The organism is Faecalibacillus sp. MSK20_93, assembly GCF_020589945.1.
Classification (GTDB): Bacteria; Bacillota_I; Bacilli_A; order Erysipelotrichales; family Coprobacillaceae; genus Faecalibacillus; species Faecalibacillus intestinalis.
Window position 1 is genome coordinate 37410 of sequence record NZ_JAJDKA010000004.1, and the last position, 19387, is coordinate 56796.

Here is a 19387-nt window from a genome sequence, read left to right on the forward strand (position 1 = left end):
TTTTTATAAATCTATATTAGGTAATGTAAATCCTCTTCCTCTTACATTATGTGTCTCATTTGTAATAATAAATGCTGCCTCATCAATTTTTAAAATTTCATTGGTAAGTGTCACTAATTCTCGGCGGCTGACAACAGACATCACTGCATACATATCTTGTTTTTTATAACCTGTGGTAATATTCATAAGCGTACATCCTCGATCTATTTGATCATAAAGAATACTTTGAATCTCATTCCATTTTGGTGAAATGACCAATACTTGAATTTTAGATTCACCTAATAAAATCATTTTATCCATGACCAAAGCAGTAATCAAAACAACTAAAATACCATAAAGAATTTGTTCAACATTTGAAAAAGGAACTTGTAAAGCTAGGATAATACAATCAAAGCCATTAATAAGAACAGTCGTAGAAATACCTGTTTTTTTATTTAGAACTAATGGTGGTATATCCATTCCTCCGGTACTTGCTCCCATTCTTAAAACAAGTCCTAATCCTCCACCTACAAAAATTCCTGCATAAACAGAGGATAAGAGTAAATCATTTGTAAGATGTGTAACCCCCGAAGTATTTTCAAATATTGTTAAAAATGTTGGGAAAATAATTGTACTTAATAATGTTTTAGCTGCAAAAGATTTTCCTAGAAAAAAATAGCCTGCAATAAACATAATAATATTGATTACATAAACAACAAGCGATAAAGGAATTCCTGTTATTTGTTTGACAATTAATCCTAACCCAGAAGCACCACCAACAATAATCCCATGAGGGGTAATGAAAGCACAAATTCCAAATGCTAGAATAGCATTACCAATAACAATCACAGCAATTTCTAAACATTTTTTAAAAAATTTATTCTTCATGACTACCCTCCTGTATACGAGATTTCAAATACGCATAAATAAAATCATCTAAGTTTCCATCTAAAACATCTTTAGGATTATTAGACTCATATAATGAACGATTATCTTTTACTAAAGAATATGGATGTAAAACATAAGAGCGAATTTGTGAACCCCAAGCAATTTCCTTCTGCTCACCTTGTATTTCTTTTAATTCATTTGCTTGTTTTTCTTCCATTAAAGCAAATAACTTACTTTTTAACATCATCATCGCTTGTTCTCTATTTTGAATTTGGCTTCTTTGACTTTGACAAGTAACGACTGTTCCTGTAGGAATATGGGTAATCCTAACTGCTGAATCTGTTTTATTAATATGTTGTCCACCTGCTCCACTTGCACGATAAGTATCAATTCTTAAATCTTCTGGTTTAATGTCAATTTCAATTGTATCATCTAATTCAGGAATAACATCAATGGATGCAAATGAAGTATGACGTCTTTTGGAAGAATCAAATGGAGATATTCTAACAAGTCGATGAACACCTTTTTCAGCCTTTAAATGTCCATAAGCATATTTTCCTTTAACCAAGAAAGTAACTGATTTAATACCTGCAACATCTCCATCTAAATAATCTAAAACTTCTATTTTAAAATCTTTCGTCGAACAATATCTTTGGTACATACGATACAACATTTCTGCCCAATCTTGGCTTTCTGTCCCTCCTGCACCTGGATGAATTTCTACGATGGCATTAGCACTATCATACTTTCCAGATAAAAGTAAATTTTTTTCAAATTCACCCATTCTTTGTTCAAAATCTTGATAATCACTTTCTAAAATAGTTTGAAATTCTTGATCATCCGTTTCTTTAACTAATGTATATGTTTCATCTAATGAATTTAATGATTGACAAAGACTTTCATATTCATCAGTAATTTTTTTCATATCATTTAATTCGTCATAGATCTTTTTAGCTTTTGTTGGATCATCCCAAAAGTCATCTTGCATTGTTTGATATGAAAGACCTTCTATTTCTCTTAATTTTTCATCAATTTGTGCAGATTTTCTATATTCGTCTATTAATAAATGGGCTTTATCAAGCCCATTTTTTATTTCATATAATTCCATTATTTAAATTCTACTTCTAATTTTAAATGAGGAATATTTTCTTCTGCTGAACTACCAGGACGAATACCCATATGCACAATATTTTTAGAAATCATATCAACAATAGAAAGTTTCATTTGTTCAAACATATAGAACGCTTCTTCTGTATATTCAGAAAGTGGATTCTTTTGTGCATACGCACGTAAATAAATACCATTTCTAAGTTTAGTCATTGCGTCAATATGATTGATCCAAGTATAATCAATAACTCCTAATAAAACACTTCTTTCATAATTAACGATTTTTGCATGATCAATATCTTTATTTAATCTCATTTGATATTGAGAGAAGCAAATTTCTGTTAAAGTTTCTAATAATTTCTTAGAATCATTTTTAACAACATCTTTATTCTTAGCATCAATTTCAGCAAGCAACATATAATTTTTAGCTACAAAATCTAAAACAGCATCCACATCAACTTCATCATGTTTACCATGAGTTGTACATCTATTGATTGTCATTTCAATTGCTTGATTGAACATACCTTTGATAATATCATCTAAATTATCTAATGACATGATTTCATCACGTTCTTTATACATAATTTCACGTTGTTGTCTCATAACATCATCATATTCAAGAATATGTTTACGTGAATCAAAGTTTTGACCTTCAACACGTTTTTGTGCATTTTCGATAGCTTTTGAAACCATTTTATTTTCAATAGCCATATCATCATCTAAATAATTACTAAATGATTGTAATTTTTCACCAGCAAATCTTTGCATTAATTCATCATCAAAAGAAACATAGAATACAGAATATCCTGGGTCACCTTGACGTCCAGAACGTCCACGTAACTGATTATCAATACGTCTAGATTCATGTCTTTCAGAACCAATAACTGCTAAACCACCAATTTCAGGTACACCTTTACCAAGTTTAATGTCAGTACCACGACCAGCCATGTTTGTAGCGATTGTCACCGCACCTTTTTGACCTGCTCTTGCAATGATTTCAGCTTCTTTAGCATGGTTTTTCGCATTTAATGTATTATGTTTAATTCCTCTTTTATCTAACATTTTTGATAAAATTTCTGAAGTTTCAACCGATACAGTCCCAATTAGAATTGGTTGACCATAAGCATGTCTTGCAACAACTTCATCACATAATGCTTTAAATTTATTTGTTTTTGTAGAATAGATCTTATCATTACGGTCATCACGAATAACTGGTTTATTTGTTGGAATTTCAATAACACGCATGTTATAGATCATCATAAATTCTTCTTCTTCTGTTTTTGCAGTACCAGTCATCCCTGCTAATTTATTAAATAATCTGAAGAAATTTTGATATGTGATTGTTGCTCTTGTTTCTGTTTCTTCTTTAATTGGAACACCTTCTTTAGCTTCAATTGCTTGATGTAACCCATCAGAATAAGCACGTCCTGGCATAACACGTCCAGTAAATTGATCAATGATCATAATTTTTGCATTACGAATATCTCTTGTACCATCTTCTGTTGCAATCATATATTCAACATCACGAGTCATCGCATAGTTTGCTTTTAATGCTTGATTGATATGGTGAACTAATGAAGTATGTTGAATATCATATAAGTTATCAATCTTAAATCCTTTTTCTGCTTTTTCGATTCCTTTTGGAGTTAATGAAACAGTTTTTGTTTCAATATCAACTTCATAATCTTTTTCAGCAATTAATGATTTAACAAAACGATCTGCTTGTAAATATAAAGCAGCTGTATTTTTCTTACCACCTGAAATAATCAATGGTGTTCTTGATTCATCAATTAAAATAGAGTCAACTTCGTCGATCAAAGCATAGTTAAGTCCTTTAACTAATACTTTATCTTCCATTGAAGTAACCATATTATCTCTTAAATAGTCAAAACCTAATTCAGCATTTGTTGTATAAGTAACATCACAACCATGTGCTTCTTGTTTTTGTTGAGGTGTTAATTCTCTTTTATTTAATCCAACTGTTAATCCTAAAAATTCTAATACTTTACCATTATTTCTAGCATCACGTTCAGCCAAATAGTCATTAACAGTAATAACGTGAACTCCTTTTCCAGTTAATGCATTTAAATAAACTGGGAAAATAGAAGTTAATGTTTTACCTTCACCTGTTTTCATTTCAGCAATATCACCATTATGTAATGCAATACCACCCATTAATTGAACTTTAAAAGCTTTTAAATGAATTTGACGCCATGCAGCTTCTCTTGCAACTGCAAAAGCATCAATTAAAATATCATCTAATTCACTACCGTTATTTAATTTTTCTTTTAATACATTTGTTTGATTTGCTAATTCTTCATCAGACAAAGCACTATACTTATCTTCTAAAGAAATAATTTCTTGAGCAATCTTATCTAATTTTTTAAGTTGTTTTCTTTCATCATCGAAAACACCTTTAATTTTTGAAACAAAGCCTTTTTTTGTTTTTTGTGGTGTTGTAGAAAATGGAATAACTTCTCCATTATATTCTTCATTTTTAAAATCTTCTACATGTATATCTTCACCTTGTTGATCTTGTAAATCAACAATATTTTTAGCTGCTTCAACATCGATTCCTAATTTAGCGTTTTTCTTTTTAATTTCTTTTCTTATTTCTTGCTTTCTACTAGCCATACATACACGCTCCTTTTACGCTTGTAATCGAGTTTAATTATATCAAATAATTGTGATTATTAAAAGCAAAATTTAAATATCCCTACTTAAAATAAAAATCTAGAGATTATCTCTAGATTTTTACGACATGTTTTGCCTGCATACCGCGTTCGCTTTGATATAATTCAAACTCAACTAATTCGCCTTCATTAAGTGTTTTATATCCATTTTGAACAATTTGGCTATAATGAACAAAAACATCTTTTCCTTCTCCTCGATCAATAAATCCAAATCCCTTTTCGGCATTAAACCATTTGACTCTTCCTTGCACTTTCATCATCCTTTCCTTGTCTATTTCAGTATATTTAATATTTTATAAAAAAGTTATCATTTTCATTCGACAAATAAATTTTACGTGTCATTTACAACAAAAAAATGTCATCTCTATTGTCAAATAGTTCACACTATTTTACATATTTGTTGAAAAAGTAATAAAAAACATTTCTAGCAAAAGCATAAAGCTTACCCTTACTATTGGTTAGTGGTTTTCTTAGTGTCTACAATAGAATTGATTATTTTTTAAAATAATCAATATGAGGGCAAGCCAATACTAATGCTTTTATTTGTTTAGGGTGATATTTTTCTACTTGTTGAAATGCTGCTTGTAAAGTATTTGATGAAGTCATCACATCATCAAATATTAAAACATTCTTCTTATAAAGAAGATTTCCCTCTTTAATAGATAATATTTTCTTTACTTGGCTTCGATCTTTTTGTTTTGTCTGTTTGTAGTCTTCTTTTTTATACAAACCTGTAAAAATATGTCGAGAAAATGTCTTAACAATTTCAACATTAGGACAAAAGCCACGTCTTTTATTATCTTTTTGACTACTAGGAATAACAACAATGATATAATTTTTGTAGGTCCTTTTTAATTCTTGAAATGATTCTATAAAACAATCTTTTAAAGCATAATCATCTAATGCTTTATATTGAAAAAGGAGTTGTCTAAAAAAATCATTATATTCATATAAAACCTTGACATGATATCCTTGAATCCTTATATCACTATTTATTATTTTAAATTTTCTTATACAGCTTAAACAAAGAGAAGAATTATTCACCAAGTGAAAAAGATCTTGTTGTTGATTTAACTCTTTATGGCAGATAAGGCATTGCTTTGTTGAAGATCCTTGATACATTCTTTAATAGCCTTCGTTTGTCTATTTGTATAAATGATAATATCTCCATTTGTATAGGGTACTTTTCGCCCTGTTCGCCCTGCTATTTGAATAAGTATTTCTTTATCAAAAAGGGGATGTTCACCATGTAAAATAATAACTTGTACATTTTCAACAGTCATTCCTCTTTCTAAAACTGTTGTACATACAATAACATCTATTTCATGGGATTTAATCATTTCTAATGATTGATGAATATTTTTTTCTTTTGACGTAGCACAGTGACTTTTAATAGAAAAGAATTTAAGAAATTTTTGTACTTGTCTTGTCATTTCAATACGTGGTACAAAAAGAAACACCGGTTTTTTATCTTTTTGATACTTTTTTAATTGATAAACAAGATGACACAACATCATAAAGTTTCCCATTACCTTACAAGTAGGAATTGGTAATGGTTGATGATGAAACCTTTGTAAGACTTGTACATCTCCACTTTCAATCGTTGCAGACATAAACACATAATTTCCCTTTATACTATTCATTAATATATTTTCCAAAACTTCATTATCACGATATGGAAAAGCATCATACTCATCTAAAATCAATAAATCAAACATTCGTGGATACCGGTACAGCTGATGTGTTGTACAAATAATAAATTGTCCTTCTAAACACTCTGTATGTCCTCCATAAACAAGAATGGGCTGAATATTAAAAAATTGTTTTTGAATTCTCTTTGCTAATTCTATAACCAATTCTTTTCTTGGCATCGTCAAACAAACATGATGTCCTAAATTCAATGCATATTCAATGACACCATAAATCATTTCCGTCTTCCCTGCTCCTGTTACTGCTTTTAATACTGTATTTTGATGATTTTGATATCTTTCTATCAATAATCTTGAAGTTCTTTCTTGTTCTAAGTTTAATGAATAATTTAAATGATAGTATATTTTCTTTTCATTTTTAACAGGTTTTAAGTTAACTGTCTTTGTAGAAAAAGCAATACATTTTCTACAATAAATACGCCCATTGTTTTCAAAAAAATATTGAACATCTTCATTTTGACATCTCGAACATTTCATCTTCTTCACCCACATCTATTTTAATACATTTTACAAAATAATTCGTCTCGAATTTGTTTCACATTTGTCTCATTTTTGTCTCAAATTTGTTTCACATTTGTCTCACGATTTTTTCAATAAAATCATTTTTGTATTTCTTAGAAATAGGAATAACTTGTTTATTTTTAGTGATACAATTCATTCCTTCTATCCTCTCAACATATTTTAAATTAACAATATAGCTTCGATGACAACGACAAAAAGAATCATCTAATTGTAAAACTATTTCTTTTAAACTGAGATAATTTCTTTTTGCTATATCATTTTGATGAATCATAACATGGTGTTGATAAGCTTCTATATAAATAATGTCTTCATAAGGTATTTTGTGAACTTCTTTTTTAAACTGATAAATAAATGTCTTAGAATGTTGATGTAATAAAACGCGATCAAGTATTTTATATATTTCTTGTTGATCAAGTGGCTTTAATAAGTAGTGCATCGCTTGTACTTGATAACTTAATATCCCATAATGTGTATTTTTTGTTTGAAAAACAATCGGTATTGATAAATCTTTTTTTCTTAAGATCTTTGCAAATTCAAAACCATTGATATGTTTCATATCTAATTCTAAAAATACAAGATCACAGTTTTTTAAACATTTTGGTAATTGATAATAAAGCTGTTTATACCAATGAAAATAGATTTCTTGTTGTCTTTCTATACCCCATTTTTCAATAATCGATTTTAAAAAAACATAATCTTTTAAATTATTTTCTCCAATAAAAATATTCATTTGATCACCTCTTTATCAGTGTATATGATTTACAATCTACTCTATGATTTTAGAACAAATTGGACTAAAAAAATCGCCGAAGCGATTTATTGATCTTGATATACTTTTTTTAATGCATCTTCAACACACTCTGGCACTAAGCCTGTAAGTGGCTTATGATAACTAGCTATTTCTTTAACGACAGATGATGAGATAAAAGAATGTGATGGCTTTGTCATTAAATACATTATTTCTATTTGACTATTTAAATATTGATTAGATTGTGCATATTGTAATTCATAATCGAAATCTGTTGTTGAACGTAAGCCACGGATAAGCACTTGTCCATTGACTTTTTTGACATAATCCATAAAAAGTTCATCTGTTGAATCAACAATTACATTTTTTAAATGAGCTGTTGCTTTTTTTAAAAGTTCTTTTCTTTGTTCAATCGTAAACAAGCCTACTTTTGTTGGATGAATAGCTACCGTTACATATAATATGTCAAATATCTTTGCAGCACGTTCAATAATATCTAAATGTCCATTTGTAACTGGATCAAACGATCCATTATATACAGCAATTTTCTTCATGATTTAATCCTCATAATAAAAAATATTAAGAGCTGTAATTCCATACTCTTTTCTTTTATTTAACTCAATTCCTTCTATTTCTTTAAACTCAACTTCTTTTAATTCTTCTACTACAATACACGCTTGTGGATTCAACATTTGATGATCAACTAAATATTGAAGAATATCATCAACAAGTCCTTTTCCATAAGGTGGATCTAAAAAAACATAATCAAACTTTATACCTTTTTCATACAAATATTTTAAAGCTTTTTTATAATCCATTTTCAAGGGAAAACAATTTTCCAATTTTAAAAGAGAAAAATTTTCTTTAATTGTTTTAAAAGCTTCGTATTGATGATCCACACTATAAAGTGTATTACACCCTCTAGAAATCGCTTCTATTCCAAGTCCACCACTACCTCCAAATAAATCTAATACCGTTCCTCCTTGAAAATATGGTCCAATCATATTAAAAAGGTTTTCCTTATTTTTATCTGTTGTCGGTCTTGTTAATTGACTCTTAGGAACTTTTAATTGTCTTTTTTTATACTTTCCTGCAATCACTCTCATAATTTATACCCTGATGTATCTAATGAATCACTAATATCTTTAAAAACAATTTTTGTTACTTCATCGAGTAATTCATTGATTTTATAATAACTTTGATAATATTTTTGAATGTTTTCATTTTGTGACATTCTTTTTCTTACTTCATTTAATTCTTGTCTTTTCTGTGTCAAATCAATATATTTTTCAAACTTTTTCAAATCATCTAATTCTTGTAAAAGATTTTGATAATTATCTAATAATTCTTTTGTTTCTTGATTTAATAATTTTAAAGATTGCTCTTTAAATTGTAGATAGCGCTTATCTTCTTTGATAGCATCTATTAAATCATATATTGTTTCATTCATTGTAACATCTCCAACATACTCATTAGTATTGATATTCTTTCTAGCTTTTCTAAAACTGTACTTTGTTTTTTTTGATGTATTTCATCTAATAAATCATCATATTTTTCTGGATAATGACATAATGTAACATACCAAACAGGATGCTTACGTATATAATCTAAAACTTCTTCTTTCATTATTTACCTTCTTTATTTTTATCTAAAAGATTAGAAACAATTCCTAAAACTTTTTCGATTGATTGCAAAGAAGAAGATAATGCTTCCAAATCAACATTTTTGATAATTTCTAAAACATTCATATTTTCTATTGGATGTTCCTTATACGGTTTGAAAAAATGATCATCTTCTCCATACATTGTATAGATTTCATATATTTCTTGCCAAGTATAGCGATGATTTAATACATCTTCTTTAATACTTGGTATTGTCTTTAAAAAAGCTTTAAACTCTTTTAAATTATCCATCAAATCACCTAATATATCATATGAAACATTTATAATTGTGTGTCTGTTTTTTCTAGTTGTTCTTTGTTGAACTTGGAAATAATTGCTTGGGCAATACCTATTGCTATTAAAGCAGCAATCGTTGAAGATCCCCCAGATGATACCAATAATAATGGAACACCTGTCATTGGAATCAATCCTGAAACGCCACCTAAATTAACAAATAAATGTAACATAAAATATGAAGCTATTCCTATCAAAATAACTCTTGATTTATTATTTTGAATTTGATCTGCATATTTTAATAATCTAAAAATAATAATAGCTGTTGGAATAATCATTAAAGCCAACCCAAAAATACCAAGTTCTTCATAAATAATGGCCCCTATAAAATCATTATGTGCCTCTGGAATATAATCATATTTTTGAATAGAATTTCCTAATCCAAGTCCAAAAATACCACCATCTGTAAAAGCAATCAAGGAATTGACAAGTTGCCATGAACTATCATAAATATTTTCTATTTTTAATGGTTTTAACCAAGAATCAATACGTTGTAATTGATATCCCTGTAAAACAGCTGTAATTAAGAATCCTAAAATAATAACCGCTACAGCTAAAGCAATCCAAACGAGTTTTTTATATTTTTTATAATAATCTCTTGGTGTTGACATAAAACAAACAAAACAAATTGCTGCTAGAATAAGAGAACTTCCTAAATCCTTTTGTACAATAACTCCTATTCCAAATGCAAAAACCATAAGAGCTAAAGGGAACAAAACACATTTGTTAAATTTATCTTTATAAAATTTACTTTTTAATTCAGCTGTTCTAAATTTTCCTTTTACTACAAATGCTGAATCAGTTTCAGTAAGCATATAAGATAAAATAAGAACCATACCAATTTTCATAAATTCTGCTGGCTGTACTGTAAAAGGACCTAAATGAATCCAAGCATGTGAACCTTTGGTCGTCCAAAAAACACAGCCACACATTGAGATGATTCCCATAATATATACAGCCATTGAACTTCTGTAATTAATCATTTTTAATTTAAAACCCTTTGTAAGAACCATCATAATAAAAACACCTATTGCTACATAAATAGATTGTGTAATCATATTTTTTATTGCAAATGCCGTTCCTTTTGAAGAGACCGCTCCAATTGATGCTGAACCAATCATTACAATTCCTAAACAAATCAATACAAAAACTGCAAAAAAGATAGGCTTATCTGCCCCTTTTTTTCTAAAAAAAGCTTTTATTCTTTTTGTCATTATAATTTGATCCAATCATTTTCTTGACTTGCTTTAAAAACTTTATAAATAGAATATCCAGAAACATCTTGGAATTCTTTATCAATTTGCTTTTCTTCACTCTTTGTCCCAACAACATTTTTAAATTTTCTATAAGCATTTAAAAAATCTGTTTTACTTATTCCTTCTTCATATGCTTTTTCTACTGCATTATATAAAGACATAACATCAATAATATCTTCTGTTGACCATGTATAGTCTAGTGGATAATTATAGTCCATTATTTACACCTCATTTCAGTAAAATATTATAACTTAAAAAAGTATAAAAATAAATGACTTATGATAAATCCCCCATACAATTATTTGAAATCATAATATGGTAATAGTAAAGGAGGGATAAACAATGAACTGTGATTATAACTGCAATGGATATGTCAATAATCCATTTGGCTGTGGTGGATGCAACACATGCGGCTATACACCTATTATGGGTGGCTTTGGTTGCAACAATACAGGATGTAGTTGGTTTGCAATTGTTTTAGTTGTTTTCTTATTATTAATCATTTGTGGTAATTCAAGAATTAGACCTTAGATATTTCAATCACCTCAAAATATGTTATAATAACCACGAATGAGGTGAAAAAAATGTTATTAATGAAAGATATTATAGATGATTCAAACGAATTAATTAGAACAGTGTCAAAAGAGGTTGAACTTCCTCTATCCAAAGAAAATCATGATTTACTCATGAAAATGCATGAATTTTTAGTTGCAAGCCAAGATGAAGAACTTTCTGAAAAATATGATTTAAGACCTGCAGTAGGTATTGCAGCTATTCAACTTGGTATTCCAAAAAGAATGTGTGCCATCCATGTTTTAGATTATGATGAAGAAGGAAATGTAACAAAATCTACTGATTATGCTTTAGCGAATCCTAAGATTGTTTCTTATACACCTAAACAATCTTATTTAAAAACTGGAGAAGCATGTTTATCAGTTCCTGAAGATGTAAAAGGTTATGTTCCACGTCATGCTAAAATCACTGTTGAAGGATTTGACGTACTTACAAACAAAGATGTAAAAATTGTTGCTCGAGGATTTTTAGCTATTTGTTTACAACATGAACTTGATCATTTTGATGGTGTTTTATACTATGATCATATTAATAAAGAATATCCATTAGTACCAATCGAAAATGCTATGGTTATTGAATAAATAAAAGGTTCTTTCGAACCTTTTATTTTACTTTAAAATAATGAATTGTTTTGGGCTTTAATACTATTTGTCCTTGATTTTCAATTTCTTGTTGATCAATTAAAGAAATAAGATTTTCATTTAAAGAAATGGTAAATTCTTGATCATCTAAATTTAATGCTACAATAATTCTTTCTTGTTGATCATTTCTTTCAAAAACAAATTGTTTATTTGTTAAAACCAATTCTTTAAACTCACCTTTTTGTAAAGCAGATGATTGATTTCTAATAGAAATCAATTTTTTTATATATTTTGTTAAATCATTAGGCATTGGTTTGGTAAACTCTGGTCTTAAAGAATCATCACTTCCCTGTTCTTTCTTTCCGGTTTGTCCCCATTCACTTCCATAATAGATACATGGTATTCCTGGTAAAGAAAATAACATACCATAAATAAGTGGTAATTTTTCTAAATCTGTTAATTTAGATGCTATTCTTTCTACATCATGATTATCAACAAAACTAAATAATGTTTGTCCTCTATACATTTCTCCATAATTACGTTTTATTGTATGAGCCATTTCAAACATATTTAATGAATTAAACGAAGACCAAAGTCCTTTAAAACCAGGATAATCTGTAATACTATCTAAATGTGCTTCACTAAACATATATCCTGCATTATCACCTAAAACTTCACCTAACAAGAAAAAATCCGCCTTTTTTTGTCTACAATGATCTTTTAACATTGCCATAAACCATCTTGGTAAACTATAGGCAACATCTAAACGAATACCATCAATATCAAAGGCATCAATCCAATAATCAACAGCACTTAATAAATAATTTTGAACATCTGGATGATCTAAATTTAATTTAACTAATTCATAATGTCCTTCCCATCCCTCATAATAAAAACCATCATCATAAGGTGAATTGCCGTTAAAATCAATTCTAAACCAATCTTTATATTGACTATTTTCTCTATTATTTAAAACATCTTGAAAAGCAAAGAAGCCTCTTCCTACATGATTAAAAACACCATCTAAAACAACACGCATCCCTTTATCATGTAAATTTTTACAAATTTCAATAAAATCTTCATTTGTTCCTAAACGTTCATCAATTTTACAATAATCTCTTGTATCATAACCATGATGATCACTTGAAAACACAGGATTAAAATAAATAGCATTTATTCCTAAATCTTCAAAATAATCCATAAAATCATTCAATCTTAAAATACGGTGTTCCACAATTCCATCATTATCACGAGGAGCCCCACAAAAATTAAGAGTATAAATTTGATAAAATACACTTTCATTAAACCACATTATAAAAAGCCTCCTTATACATCTATCTATTATTATACACTATTTAGTTAGAGTTATTTAAAAAATATGATATAATATACTATATATAAGGAGGTTCTTATTATGACTCAAAAAATTATTACTATTACAAGAGAATATGGTTCTGGAGGAAGATTGATTGCTAAAAAAGTAGCTGAAGCTTTAAATATTGCTTTCTATGATAATGAACTTATTGATGAAACAGCGCGCCAATTAGGTATTGATATTGATACAATTCGTAAAGCATCTCAAGAAAAATCATCAAGTTTTGCTTATTCACTTAATAATGGTCCTCTTGTTTTACCAATTAATGACCAAGTTTATGCTACACAAGCCAAAATCATTAAACATCTTGCTGAAAAAGAAGATTGTATTATTGTTAATGGATGTGCAAACTATATTTTAGAAGACTATCCTCATGTTTTAAGAATATTTGTGTATGCTCCTTTAGAATCTAGAATTGAACGTGTTGAAAAAGATTATAAAGAAGAACACGAAAATACTAAAAAATATGTTCAAAAAAGAGATAAACAAAGAAAGAGTTATTATAATTATTACACAACAAATACATGGGCAAATATGAAAGACTATGATTTATGTATTAATAGTGATATGGGAATTGATGAAATCGCTCAATTAATTGTTAAAGTTTATCAAAACGGAAAATTATGGAAATAATATAAAAAATATTCAGGACACCCTGAATATTTTTTATTCTGGTAAAAATTGAATTGCTACTCCTAAAAGTCCTGAACCAAGATAACAAGATAAAGCAGCACCAACATGACCATCGATTATATATGTAAATTGAGGAAACCTTTCTTTTAACATTCCTTCCAAAATATTTCTTTCTTCCAAATTATTAGCATCTGCAATAGCCAATGCAAATTTTTGATGTGGATTTTCTTCAAGATGACTTTCTATTAAATCTATCAATTTTGATTTTACTTTCTTTGAACCTCTCACTTTAGCTGGAACATAAATTTCTCCATTTTCTTTTTCAAAAGAAAGAATTGGTTTGATCTTTAGTGTTGTTCCTAAAAATGCCGAAGCCTTACCAATACGTCCACCTTTTTGTAAATAATTTAAATCATCTATTGAAAAATAAGCATAATTTTGATGGCACAAGAAATCTGCAATTTCAATTAATTCATCAAAAGACTTTCCTTCTTCTCTATATTTAGCAAGACTAATAGCAATAACTCCTAATCCCACTGATGCACTTTGACTATCAACAATATGACATTTTAATTTCTCATAAGTTTGACAAAATAACCTCATTTGATTACCTGTCCCAGATATACCACTAGATAAAAATAAACCAATAACATGAGTACATCCTTTATCTTTTAGTTGATCTAATAAATTAAACAAATCTTCTCCAACTGGTGAAGAAGTTTTAATTACTTTTTCATCTTGAATCGCATAAATATCATTAGAAGTAATATCTACACCATCTCTATAACTCTTTCCATCATATTGAATTTGTATTGGTAAAACATGTATATCATATAACTCTCTATATTCTTTTTTTATATCACTACATGAATCTGTTATAATTGCAATTTTTTCCATTTGTATCTCCTTAAAATTATTTTGAACTTCATACTAATGGAACTTATTATAACTATTTGTATATAAAAAGCAAGATTTTTAAAAAATAAGTATCGCATCAATGATATGCGAAACACATTGAACTACTACCGATCCCATCATTAATGCTCCTAAAATGATTGTGACTAATCCCTTATTTGATAATTTTTCCATAATAGTTCCTCCTTTTGTTTCTTTAATTTCAACTTTTAAAATTTATTTTTATTAATGTATCTTTTTAAGACACTTATAATATAACTCCATCTCTAAGTTTCGTCAATACTTTTGTGTCTTTTTTAGATATTTTGTTTACTACATAGTCTATGATATGGTAATATTAAGACACAAGGAGTGATTAGATGACAGGTGAACGTATTAAAAAATTAAGAAAAGAAAAGGGTTTAACTCAACAACAACTAGGAGAAATGCTCGGTGTTCAAAAATCAGCAATTGCAAAATATGAAAACGGACGTGTTCCAAATTTAAAAAAGGAAACACTTTCCCGACTTGCAGAAATATTTAATGTTACTCCTAATTATTTATTAGGTATTGATGAGCCAGCCTATCATGGACATAGTCATAATATAGATATTCCCTTATATAGTGATGTTTGTTGTGGAGATGGTATTTTTGTTGAAGACAATATTGAAGAATATATTTCTTTACCTGAATCTCTATTAAGTTCTCGAAAGGATTACTTTTGTCAATATGCTGATGGAGATAGTATGATTGATGAAAATATTCAATCTGGGGATCTTATTATTTTTGAAAAGACACAGCAACTTAATAATGGTGATGTGGGATGTTTTGGCATTGAAGATAATATTGCAACATGTAAAAAATATTTTAATGATTCTAAACAAAATTGTATTATTTTACAACCTGCAAATGATAAATATTCTCCAATTATTATTAATGAATATAATTATCATGAATTTAAAATCATTGGAAAACTTGCCCTTGTTATTTCTAAAAGAAACTAAAATTAAAACTCCGTTTCAAATGAAACGGAGCTTTTTTTATTAATTTTAATTATTTTACTGTAATTAATTCTAAGTAAGAAGTAGTTCCAGCAACACCTGGTGTACCAGCAGTAACAATGATTTGTTCACCTGGTTCAACTAAGTTTTCTTTAGCGATAACTTGAGCATATTCAATCATAGCAGCTCTTGTATCCATTTGTTTACATAATACTGATTTAACACCCCAGTTAATAGCTAATGCTCTTGTAGTTTGTTCATTTGGAGTAGCAGCAATAATCATAGATTTTGTACGATATCTAGACATTTTTCTAGCTGTAAATCCTGAATCAGTGAATGCAACGATTGCAGCAACGTTGAATTTAGATGCGATTTCAGCAACTGACATACAGATAGCTTCACTTTGATCTAATGAAGCAGTTCTGATTGCTTTTCTTTGTAATGAAGCATAATCTAAAGTTCCTTCAGTTTTTAAAGCAATTTTAGTCATAGTTTCAACAGCTTCTACTGGATATTTACCTTGAGCAGATTCACCAGATAACATGATTGCATCAGTACCATCATAGATTGCGTTAGCAACGTCAGATACTTCAGCACGTGTTGGTCTTGGGTTTTCTTGCATACTATCTAACATTTGAGTAGCAGTGATAACGATTTTACCTGCAGCACGACATTTATTGATTAATTCTTTTTGAATTAATGGTACATCTTCAGCAGGAATTTCTACACCTAAGTCACCACGAGCAACCATGATACCATCAGCAACTTTTAAGATTTCATCCATGTTTTCAACACCTTCGCTGTTTTCGATTTTAGCGATGATTTGAATTTCAGGACGACCGTTTTCAATTAATAATTTTTTAACATCTAAAACATCTTGTGGACGTCTTACGAATGATGCAGCGATGAAATCAACACCTTGTTGACAACCAAAAGTTAAATCTCCGATATCTTTTTCTGATAAGTAATCGAATCCTAATTTGATTCCTGGAACGTTGATTCCACGTTTGTTTTTAACAACACCATCGTTAGCACAGATACATACGATATCAGTACCATCAACATGATCAACTAATAATTCTACTTGACCATCGTTTACTAAGATGAAACCACCTGGTTTAACATCTTTATATAAATCTTTATAAGTGATTGTAAATCTTTCACTTGTTCCTTCAATATCTTCTACACAGATAGTAGAAACTTGACCTTTTTTGAATTCAGTTTTTCCACCAACGAAATCACCAGTTCTAATTTCAGGTCCTTTAGTATCTAATAAGATAGCTACGTTTTTGTTTAATTCTTTGTTGATTTCTCTTAAAGTTTTAATTCTTCCCCCATGTTCTTCGAAATCACCATGAGAGAAGTTTAATCTCATTACGTTCATACCAGCTTGAACTAATTTAGTTAAGACTTTTTTATCTTCAGAAGCTGGCCCAATTGTACACACAATACGTGTTTTCTTTTTTCTTTCTTTTTCTAATACCATCCTAATATCCTCACAATCATATTTTCATTTAAGTTTATATTAACGAAGTTTAATAGCATCTTCGTAAATACTAAAGTCAGTTTCACGTTTATGTCCTAATACTTCAGTAATTGGTAATCCTTTGATTTGACCATTTACTTCACTTACACATAAACCACCTTTTCCAGCTTCAAGTAATTCAACGGCATAAACACCCATTCTTGAAGCAAGAACTCTATCTCTTGCTGATGGTCTACCACCACGTTGCATATGTCCTAAAACGTTTGCACGAGTTTCAAAACCAGTTGCAGCTTCAACTTTTTTAGCTAATTCATGTACATCTGTAATATGTTCTGTAATAACAACGATTGCATGTTTTTTATCAGATGCTTTTGAAGCTTTTAATACTTCAATTACTTTATTTTCATCAAAACCAATTTCACTAGTGATTACCATTTCAGCACCATCAGCGATACCAGCATTGATAGCTAAATCTCCACATCTACGTCCCATAACTTCAAGAATAGTACATCTTTGATGAGAACTTGATGTATCTCTTAATTTGTCTAATGCATCAACAATTGTATTTAATGCAGTATCAAATCCAATTGTATGATCAGTATCAGGAATATCATTATCAATTGTTCCTGGAATACCGATACAGTTGATACCCATTTCAGTTAACTTTAATGCACCATTGTAACTTCCGTCACCACCGATAACAACTAAAGCTTCCATTCCTACTTCTTTCATTTTTTCAATTGCTTCTTTTCTTACTTCAGGATCTTTGAATTCAGGGAATCTTGCTGATTTTAACATAGTACCACCAATATTAATAATGTTACGTGTGCTATGACGATCAAACTTAATAAATTCTCCATCGTGTAATCCTTTATAACCAAGTTTTACACCATATACTTCAATTCCTTTATTTAAGCATGTACGCGCTACTGCTCTTACAGCAGCGTTCATTCCTGGAGCATCTCCTCCAGAAGTTAAAACTCCTATACATTTAACCATAATGTTCACTCCCTATTTCATAACATTTCATACATAGTGATTTTAGCACAAATCATGACTTTTCTACAAGAATTTTTACACATTTATTATGCTAAATCTTATTGTTTTATCATAATTGGCATACTCATTGTAAATATTGTGTTAAGTAAGCGCTCTACTTTTATTTTTTCGCGGGCATCTTTTTTCAAAGTATAGATTTTAATTAAATCATCTTGGGTGTATTGACTGGTAAATAACGTTATCTTTTTATTTTGATTACGATATGTCAATACAGCTGCTAAAACTTCATCTCTTGACCAGCCTGTTACATTTTCTCCACCTAGATCATCAATCACTAAATAATCTACATTACGAAGTTCCTCTATATTATTATCATTTCCAAATTCATTAAAAGAATTCTTTAAATCGATTAAATATGTAGGAAAATGCACATATCCTAAATGATATCCTTGTTTAGCAAGTGATCTTGTTAAAAAACCAGCTAATGTTGATTTTCCACAACCAGATGGTCCACAAATAAATAAACCTTTTTTTGACGTATTCGATAAAAAATGATCAATTGTACTTGCAAGTTCTTTGTTCATAATATCTTTAATTGATTTTAAATCAGATAATAATAAATCATCACTCACATTTGAAACAGTAATATGACTTAAAATATTTTGCTTTTCTAATATTTCTTTTCCATACTTACAAGGGACAAGTATTGTTTTTAAATGATGATTTTCAACATGAACCGCTTGCTTCATTCCTTTAGAAACTTTATGACATTGATAAAGCCCCATACAATCTTTACATTTTTGCACATCTTCTTGAAAATCTAAAAATTCAACCCAATTTTCTTCTATAAAATCTCGTCCTACTTGTCCATCAGATAAAACTTTCATTATGTAAGGATCCTTTATAAGTTCATTGATACTTTCTTCTTTTTGTTTTTGAAAATTTTGATCATCATCAAATAAATGTAAATCTTGTAAACTTTGCATTT

Annotated in this window: 23 protein-coding genes; 4 read left to right on the plus strand and 19 right to left on the minus strand. The window is 29.0% G+C overall.

The genetic code is table 11. From position 1 onward, the window contains the following. Positions 1-3: 3 nt before the first annotated feature. The 14 genes from LJD34_RS02270 to LJD34_RS02335 form a co-directional block, all read right to left on the minus strand. Complete coding sequence (locus tag LJD34_RS02270; RefSeq protein WP_052010909.1) at positions 4-867, minus strand: YitT family protein; 864 nt, start codon at positions 865-867, stop codon at positions 4-6. Continuing rightward, a complete protein-coding gene (gene prfB, locus LJD34_RS02275) occupies positions 857-1975 on the minus strand; it encodes a peptide chain release factor 2 (protein ID WP_227359090.1) in 1119 nt (372 codons plus the stop codon). The genes LJD34_RS02270 and prfB overlap by 11 nt, the downstream gene beginning before the upstream one ends. Further along, positions 1975-4608 carry a preprotein translocase subunit SecA gene (secA, locus tag LJD34_RS02280; RefSeq protein ID WP_032090518.1) on the minus strand — a complete coding sequence of 878 codons (2634 nt, stop codon included), beginning with the start codon at positions 4606-4608 and terminating at the stop codon, positions 1975-1977. Before secA ends, prfB begins: the two co-directional genes overlap by 1 nt. 112 nt (positions 4609-4720) lie before the next feature. Continuing rightward, complete coding sequence (locus tag LJD34_RS02285; RefSeq protein ID WP_022002911.1) at positions 4721-4924, minus strand: cold-shock protein; 204 nt, start codon at positions 4922-4924, stop codon at positions 4721-4723. A 235-nt stretch (positions 4925-5159) separates the two neighbouring features. Beyond that, complete coding sequence (locus LJD34_RS02290; RefSeq protein ID WP_227359091.1) at positions 5160-5789, minus strand: ComF family protein; 630 nt, start codon at positions 5787-5789, stop codon at positions 5160-5162. Next, complete coding sequence (locus LJD34_RS02295) at positions 5738-6853, minus strand: DEAD/DEAH box helicase (RefSeq protein ID WP_032090519.1); 1116 nt, start codon at positions 6851-6853, stop codon at positions 5738-5740. Before LJD34_RS02295 ends, LJD34_RS02290 begins: the two co-directional genes overlap by 52 nt. Before the next feature lie 91 nt (positions 6854-6944). Next, positions 6945-7628, minus strand: a complete 684-nt coding sequence (locus LJD34_RS02300; protein ID WP_227359092.1) for a LytR/AlgR family response regulator transcription factor — start codon at positions 7626-7628, stop codon at positions 6945-6947. An 86-nt stretch (positions 7629-7714) separates the two neighbouring features. Continuing rightward, positions 7715-8200 (minus strand): pantetheine-phosphate adenylyltransferase, encoded by a 486-nt coding sequence (gene coaD, locus LJD34_RS02305; protein ID WP_022002915.1) that lies wholly within the window; start codon positions 8198-8200, stop codon positions 7715-7717. A 3-nt stretch (positions 8201-8203) separates the two neighbouring features. Further along, positions 8204-8752: a 16S rRNA (guanine(966)-N(2))-methyltransferase RsmD gene (gene rsmD, locus LJD34_RS02310; RefSeq protein ID WP_227359093.1), complete on the minus strand. Its 549-nt coding sequence runs from the start codon at positions 8750-8752 to the stop codon at positions 8204-8206. Next, the gene (locus LJD34_RS02315) at positions 8749-9096 is read right to left on the minus strand and encodes a YlbF family regulator (protein ID WP_022002917.1); all 348 of its coding nucleotides are present in this window, start codon (positions 9094-9096) and stop codon (positions 8749-8751) included. Before LJD34_RS02315 ends, rsmD begins: the two co-directional genes overlap by 4 nt. Next, the gene (locus tag LJD34_RS02320; protein WP_119363703.1) at positions 9093-9272 is read right to left on the minus strand and encodes a YlbE-like family protein; all 180 of its coding nucleotides are present in this window, start codon (positions 9270-9272) and stop codon (positions 9093-9095) included. Before LJD34_RS02320 ends, LJD34_RS02315 begins: the two co-directional genes overlap by 4 nt. Then, complete coding sequence (ylbD, locus tag LJD34_RS02325; RefSeq protein WP_022002919.1) at positions 9272-9559, minus strand: spore coat protein YlbD; 288 nt, start codon at positions 9557-9559, stop codon at positions 9272-9274. The genes LJD34_RS02320 and ylbD overlap by 1 nt, the downstream gene beginning before the upstream one ends. A gap of 29 nt (positions 9560-9588) precedes the next feature. Continuing rightward, positions 9589-10815 carry an FtsW/RodA/SpoVE family cell cycle protein gene (locus LJD34_RS02330; RefSeq protein WP_227359094.1) on the minus strand — a complete coding sequence of 409 codons (1227 nt, stop codon included), beginning with the start codon at positions 10813-10815 and terminating at the stop codon, positions 9589-9591. Beyond that, positions 10815-11075: a UPF0223 family protein gene (locus tag LJD34_RS02335; protein ID WP_032090522.1), complete on the minus strand. Its 261-nt coding sequence runs from the start codon at positions 11073-11075 to the stop codon at positions 10815-10817. Before LJD34_RS02335 ends, LJD34_RS02330 begins: the two co-directional genes overlap by 1 nt. A gap of 124 nt (positions 11076-11199) precedes the next feature. Between LJD34_RS02335 and LJD34_RS02340 the strand changes: the two genes are divergently transcribed. Continuing rightward, positions 11200-11388 carry a hypothetical protein gene (locus LJD34_RS02340; RefSeq protein ID WP_022002922.1) on the plus strand — a complete coding sequence of 63 codons (189 nt, stop codon included), beginning with the start codon at positions 11200-11202 and terminating at the stop codon, positions 11386-11388. A gap of 53 nt (positions 11389-11441) precedes the next feature. Continuing rightward, complete coding sequence (def, locus tag LJD34_RS02345) at positions 11442-12011, plus strand: peptide deformylase (protein ID WP_117480217.1); 570 nt, start codon at positions 11442-11444, stop codon at positions 12009-12011. 22 nt (positions 12012-12033) lie between these two features. Here the strand turns inward: def and LJD34_RS02350 are convergent, their stop codons facing one another. Then, complete coding sequence (locus LJD34_RS02350) at positions 12034-13323, minus strand: alpha-amylase family glycosyl hydrolase (protein ID WP_032090525.1); 1290 nt, start codon at positions 13321-13323, stop codon at positions 12034-12036. A 102-nt stretch (positions 13324-13425) separates the two neighbouring features. Here LJD34_RS02350 and LJD34_RS02355 point away from each other — a divergent pair, with 102 nt between their 5' ends. Beyond that, complete coding sequence (locus LJD34_RS02355; RefSeq protein WP_032090526.1) at positions 13426-14019, plus strand: AAA family ATPase; 594 nt, start codon at positions 13426-13428, stop codon at positions 14017-14019. Positions 14020-14052: 33 nt separating this feature from the next. On the opposite strand, the gene LJD34_RS02360 is transcribed toward LJD34_RS02355, so the two are convergent. Continuing rightward, positions 14053-14916, minus strand: a complete 864-nt coding sequence (locus LJD34_RS02360) for a DegV family protein (protein WP_227359095.1) — start codon at positions 14914-14916, stop codon at positions 14053-14055. Positions 14917-15293: 377 nt separating this feature from the next. On the opposite strand from LJD34_RS02360, the gene LJD34_RS02365 reads away from it, so the two are divergent. After that, positions 15294-15917 (plus strand): LexA family protein, encoded by a 624-nt coding sequence (locus LJD34_RS02365; protein WP_022002928.1) that lies wholly within the window; start codon positions 15294-15296, stop codon positions 15915-15917. Positions 15918-15966: 49 nt separating this feature from the next. Here LJD34_RS02365 and pyk read toward each other — a convergent pair whose 3' ends face one another. The 3 genes from pyk to LJD34_RS02380 form a co-directional block, all read right to left on the minus strand. Beyond that, complete coding sequence (pyk, locus tag LJD34_RS02370) at positions 15967-17400, minus strand: pyruvate kinase (RefSeq protein ID WP_032090528.1); 1434 nt, start codon at positions 17398-17400, stop codon at positions 15967-15969. 39 nt (positions 17401-17439) lie between these two features. After that, the gene (pfkA, locus tag LJD34_RS02375; protein WP_022002930.1) at positions 17440-18399 is read right to left on the minus strand and encodes a 6-phosphofructokinase; all 960 of its coding nucleotides are present in this window, start codon (positions 18397-18399) and stop codon (positions 17440-17442) included. Between the two features lie 98 nt (positions 18400-18497). Beyond that, positions 18498-19385 (minus strand): ATP-binding protein, encoded by an 888-nt coding sequence (locus LJD34_RS02380; RefSeq protein WP_032090529.1) that lies wholly within the window; start codon positions 19383-19385, stop codon positions 18498-18500. Positions 19386-19387 lie beyond the last annotated feature (2 nt).

Coding starts and splice junctions, on each gene's coding strand:
- pyk (WP_032090528.1), bottom strand. CDS start 17,400: ATGGTATTAGAAAAAGAAAGAAAAAAGAAAACACGTATTGTGTGTACA.
- LJD34_RS02340 (WP_022002922.1), top strand. CDS start 11,200: ATGAACTGTGATTATAACTGCAATGGATATGTCAATAATCCATTTGGC.
- LJD34_RS02295 (WP_032090519.1), bottom strand. CDS start 6,853: ATGAAATGTTCGAGATGTCAAAATGAAGATGTTCAATATTTTTTTGAA.
- def (WP_117480217.1), top strand. CDS start 11,442: ATGTTATTAATGAAAGATATTATAGATGATTCAAACGAATTAATTAGA.
- secA (WP_032090518.1), bottom strand. CDS start 4,608: ATGGCTAGTAGAAAGCAAGAAATAAGAAAAGAAATTAAAAAGAAAAAC.
- LJD34_RS02315 (WP_022002917.1), bottom strand. CDS start 9,096: ATGAATGAAACAATATATGATTTAATAGATGCTATCAAAGAAGATAAG.
- LJD34_RS02335 (WP_032090522.1), bottom strand. CDS start 11,075: ATGGACTATAATTATCCACTAGACTATACATGGTCAACAGAAGATATT.
- prfB (WP_227359090.1), bottom strand. CDS start 1,975: ATGGAATTATATGAAATAAAAAATGGGCTTGATAAAGCCCATTTATTA.
- LJD34_RS02355 (WP_032090526.1), top strand. CDS start 13,426: ATGACTCAAAAAATTATTACTATTACAAGAGAATATGGTTCTGGAGGA.
- LJD34_RS02300 (WP_227359092.1), bottom strand. CDS start 7,628: ATGAATATTTTTATTGGAGAAAATAATTTAAAAGATTATGTTTTTTTA.
- LJD34_RS02320 (WP_119363703.1), bottom strand. CDS start 9,272: ATGAAAGAAGAAGTTTTAGATTATATACGTAAGCATCCTGTTTGGTAT.
- LJD34_RS02350 (WP_032090525.1), bottom strand. CDS start 13,323: ATGTGGTTTAATGAAAGTGTATTTTATCAAATTTATACTCTTAATTTT.
- LJD34_RS02365 (WP_022002928.1), top strand. CDS start 15,294: ATGACAGGTGAACGTATTAAAAAATTAAGAAAAGAAAAGGGTTTAACT.
- LJD34_RS02270 (WP_052010909.1), bottom strand. CDS start 867: ATGAAGAATAAATTTTTTAAAAAATGTTTAGAAATTGCTGTGATTGTT.
- LJD34_RS02360 (WP_227359095.1), bottom strand. CDS start 14,916: ATGGAAAAAATTGCAATTATAACAGATTCATGTAGTGATATAAAAAAA.
- LJD34_RS02285 (WP_022002911.1), bottom strand. CDS start 4,924: ATGAAAGTGCAAGGAAGAGTCAAATGGTTTAATGCCGAAAAGGGATTT.
- coaD (WP_022002915.1), bottom strand. CDS start 8,200: ATGAAGAAAATTGCTGTATATAATGGATCGTTTGATCCAGTTACAAAT.
- ylbD (WP_022002919.1), bottom strand. CDS start 9,559: ATGGATAATTTAAAAGAGTTTAAAGCTTTTTTAAAGACAATACCAAGT.
- rsmD (WP_227359093.1), bottom strand. CDS start 8,752: ATGAGAGTGATTGCAGGAAAGTATAAAAAAAGACAATTAAAAGTTCCT.
- LJD34_RS02290 (WP_227359091.1), bottom strand. CDS start 5,789: ATGTATCAAGGATCTTCAACAAAGCAATGCCTTATCTGCCATAAAGAG.
- LJD34_RS02330 (WP_227359094.1), bottom strand. CDS start 10,815: ATGACAAAAAGAATAAAAGCTTTTTTTAGAAAAAAAGGGGCAGATAAG.
- LJD34_RS02380 (WP_032090529.1), bottom strand. CDS start 19,385: ATGCAAAGTTTACAAGATTTACATTTATTTGATGATGATCAAAATTTT.
- pfkA (WP_022002930.1), bottom strand. CDS start 18,399: ATGGTTAAATGTATAGGAGTTTTAACTTCTGGAGGAGATGCTCCAGGA.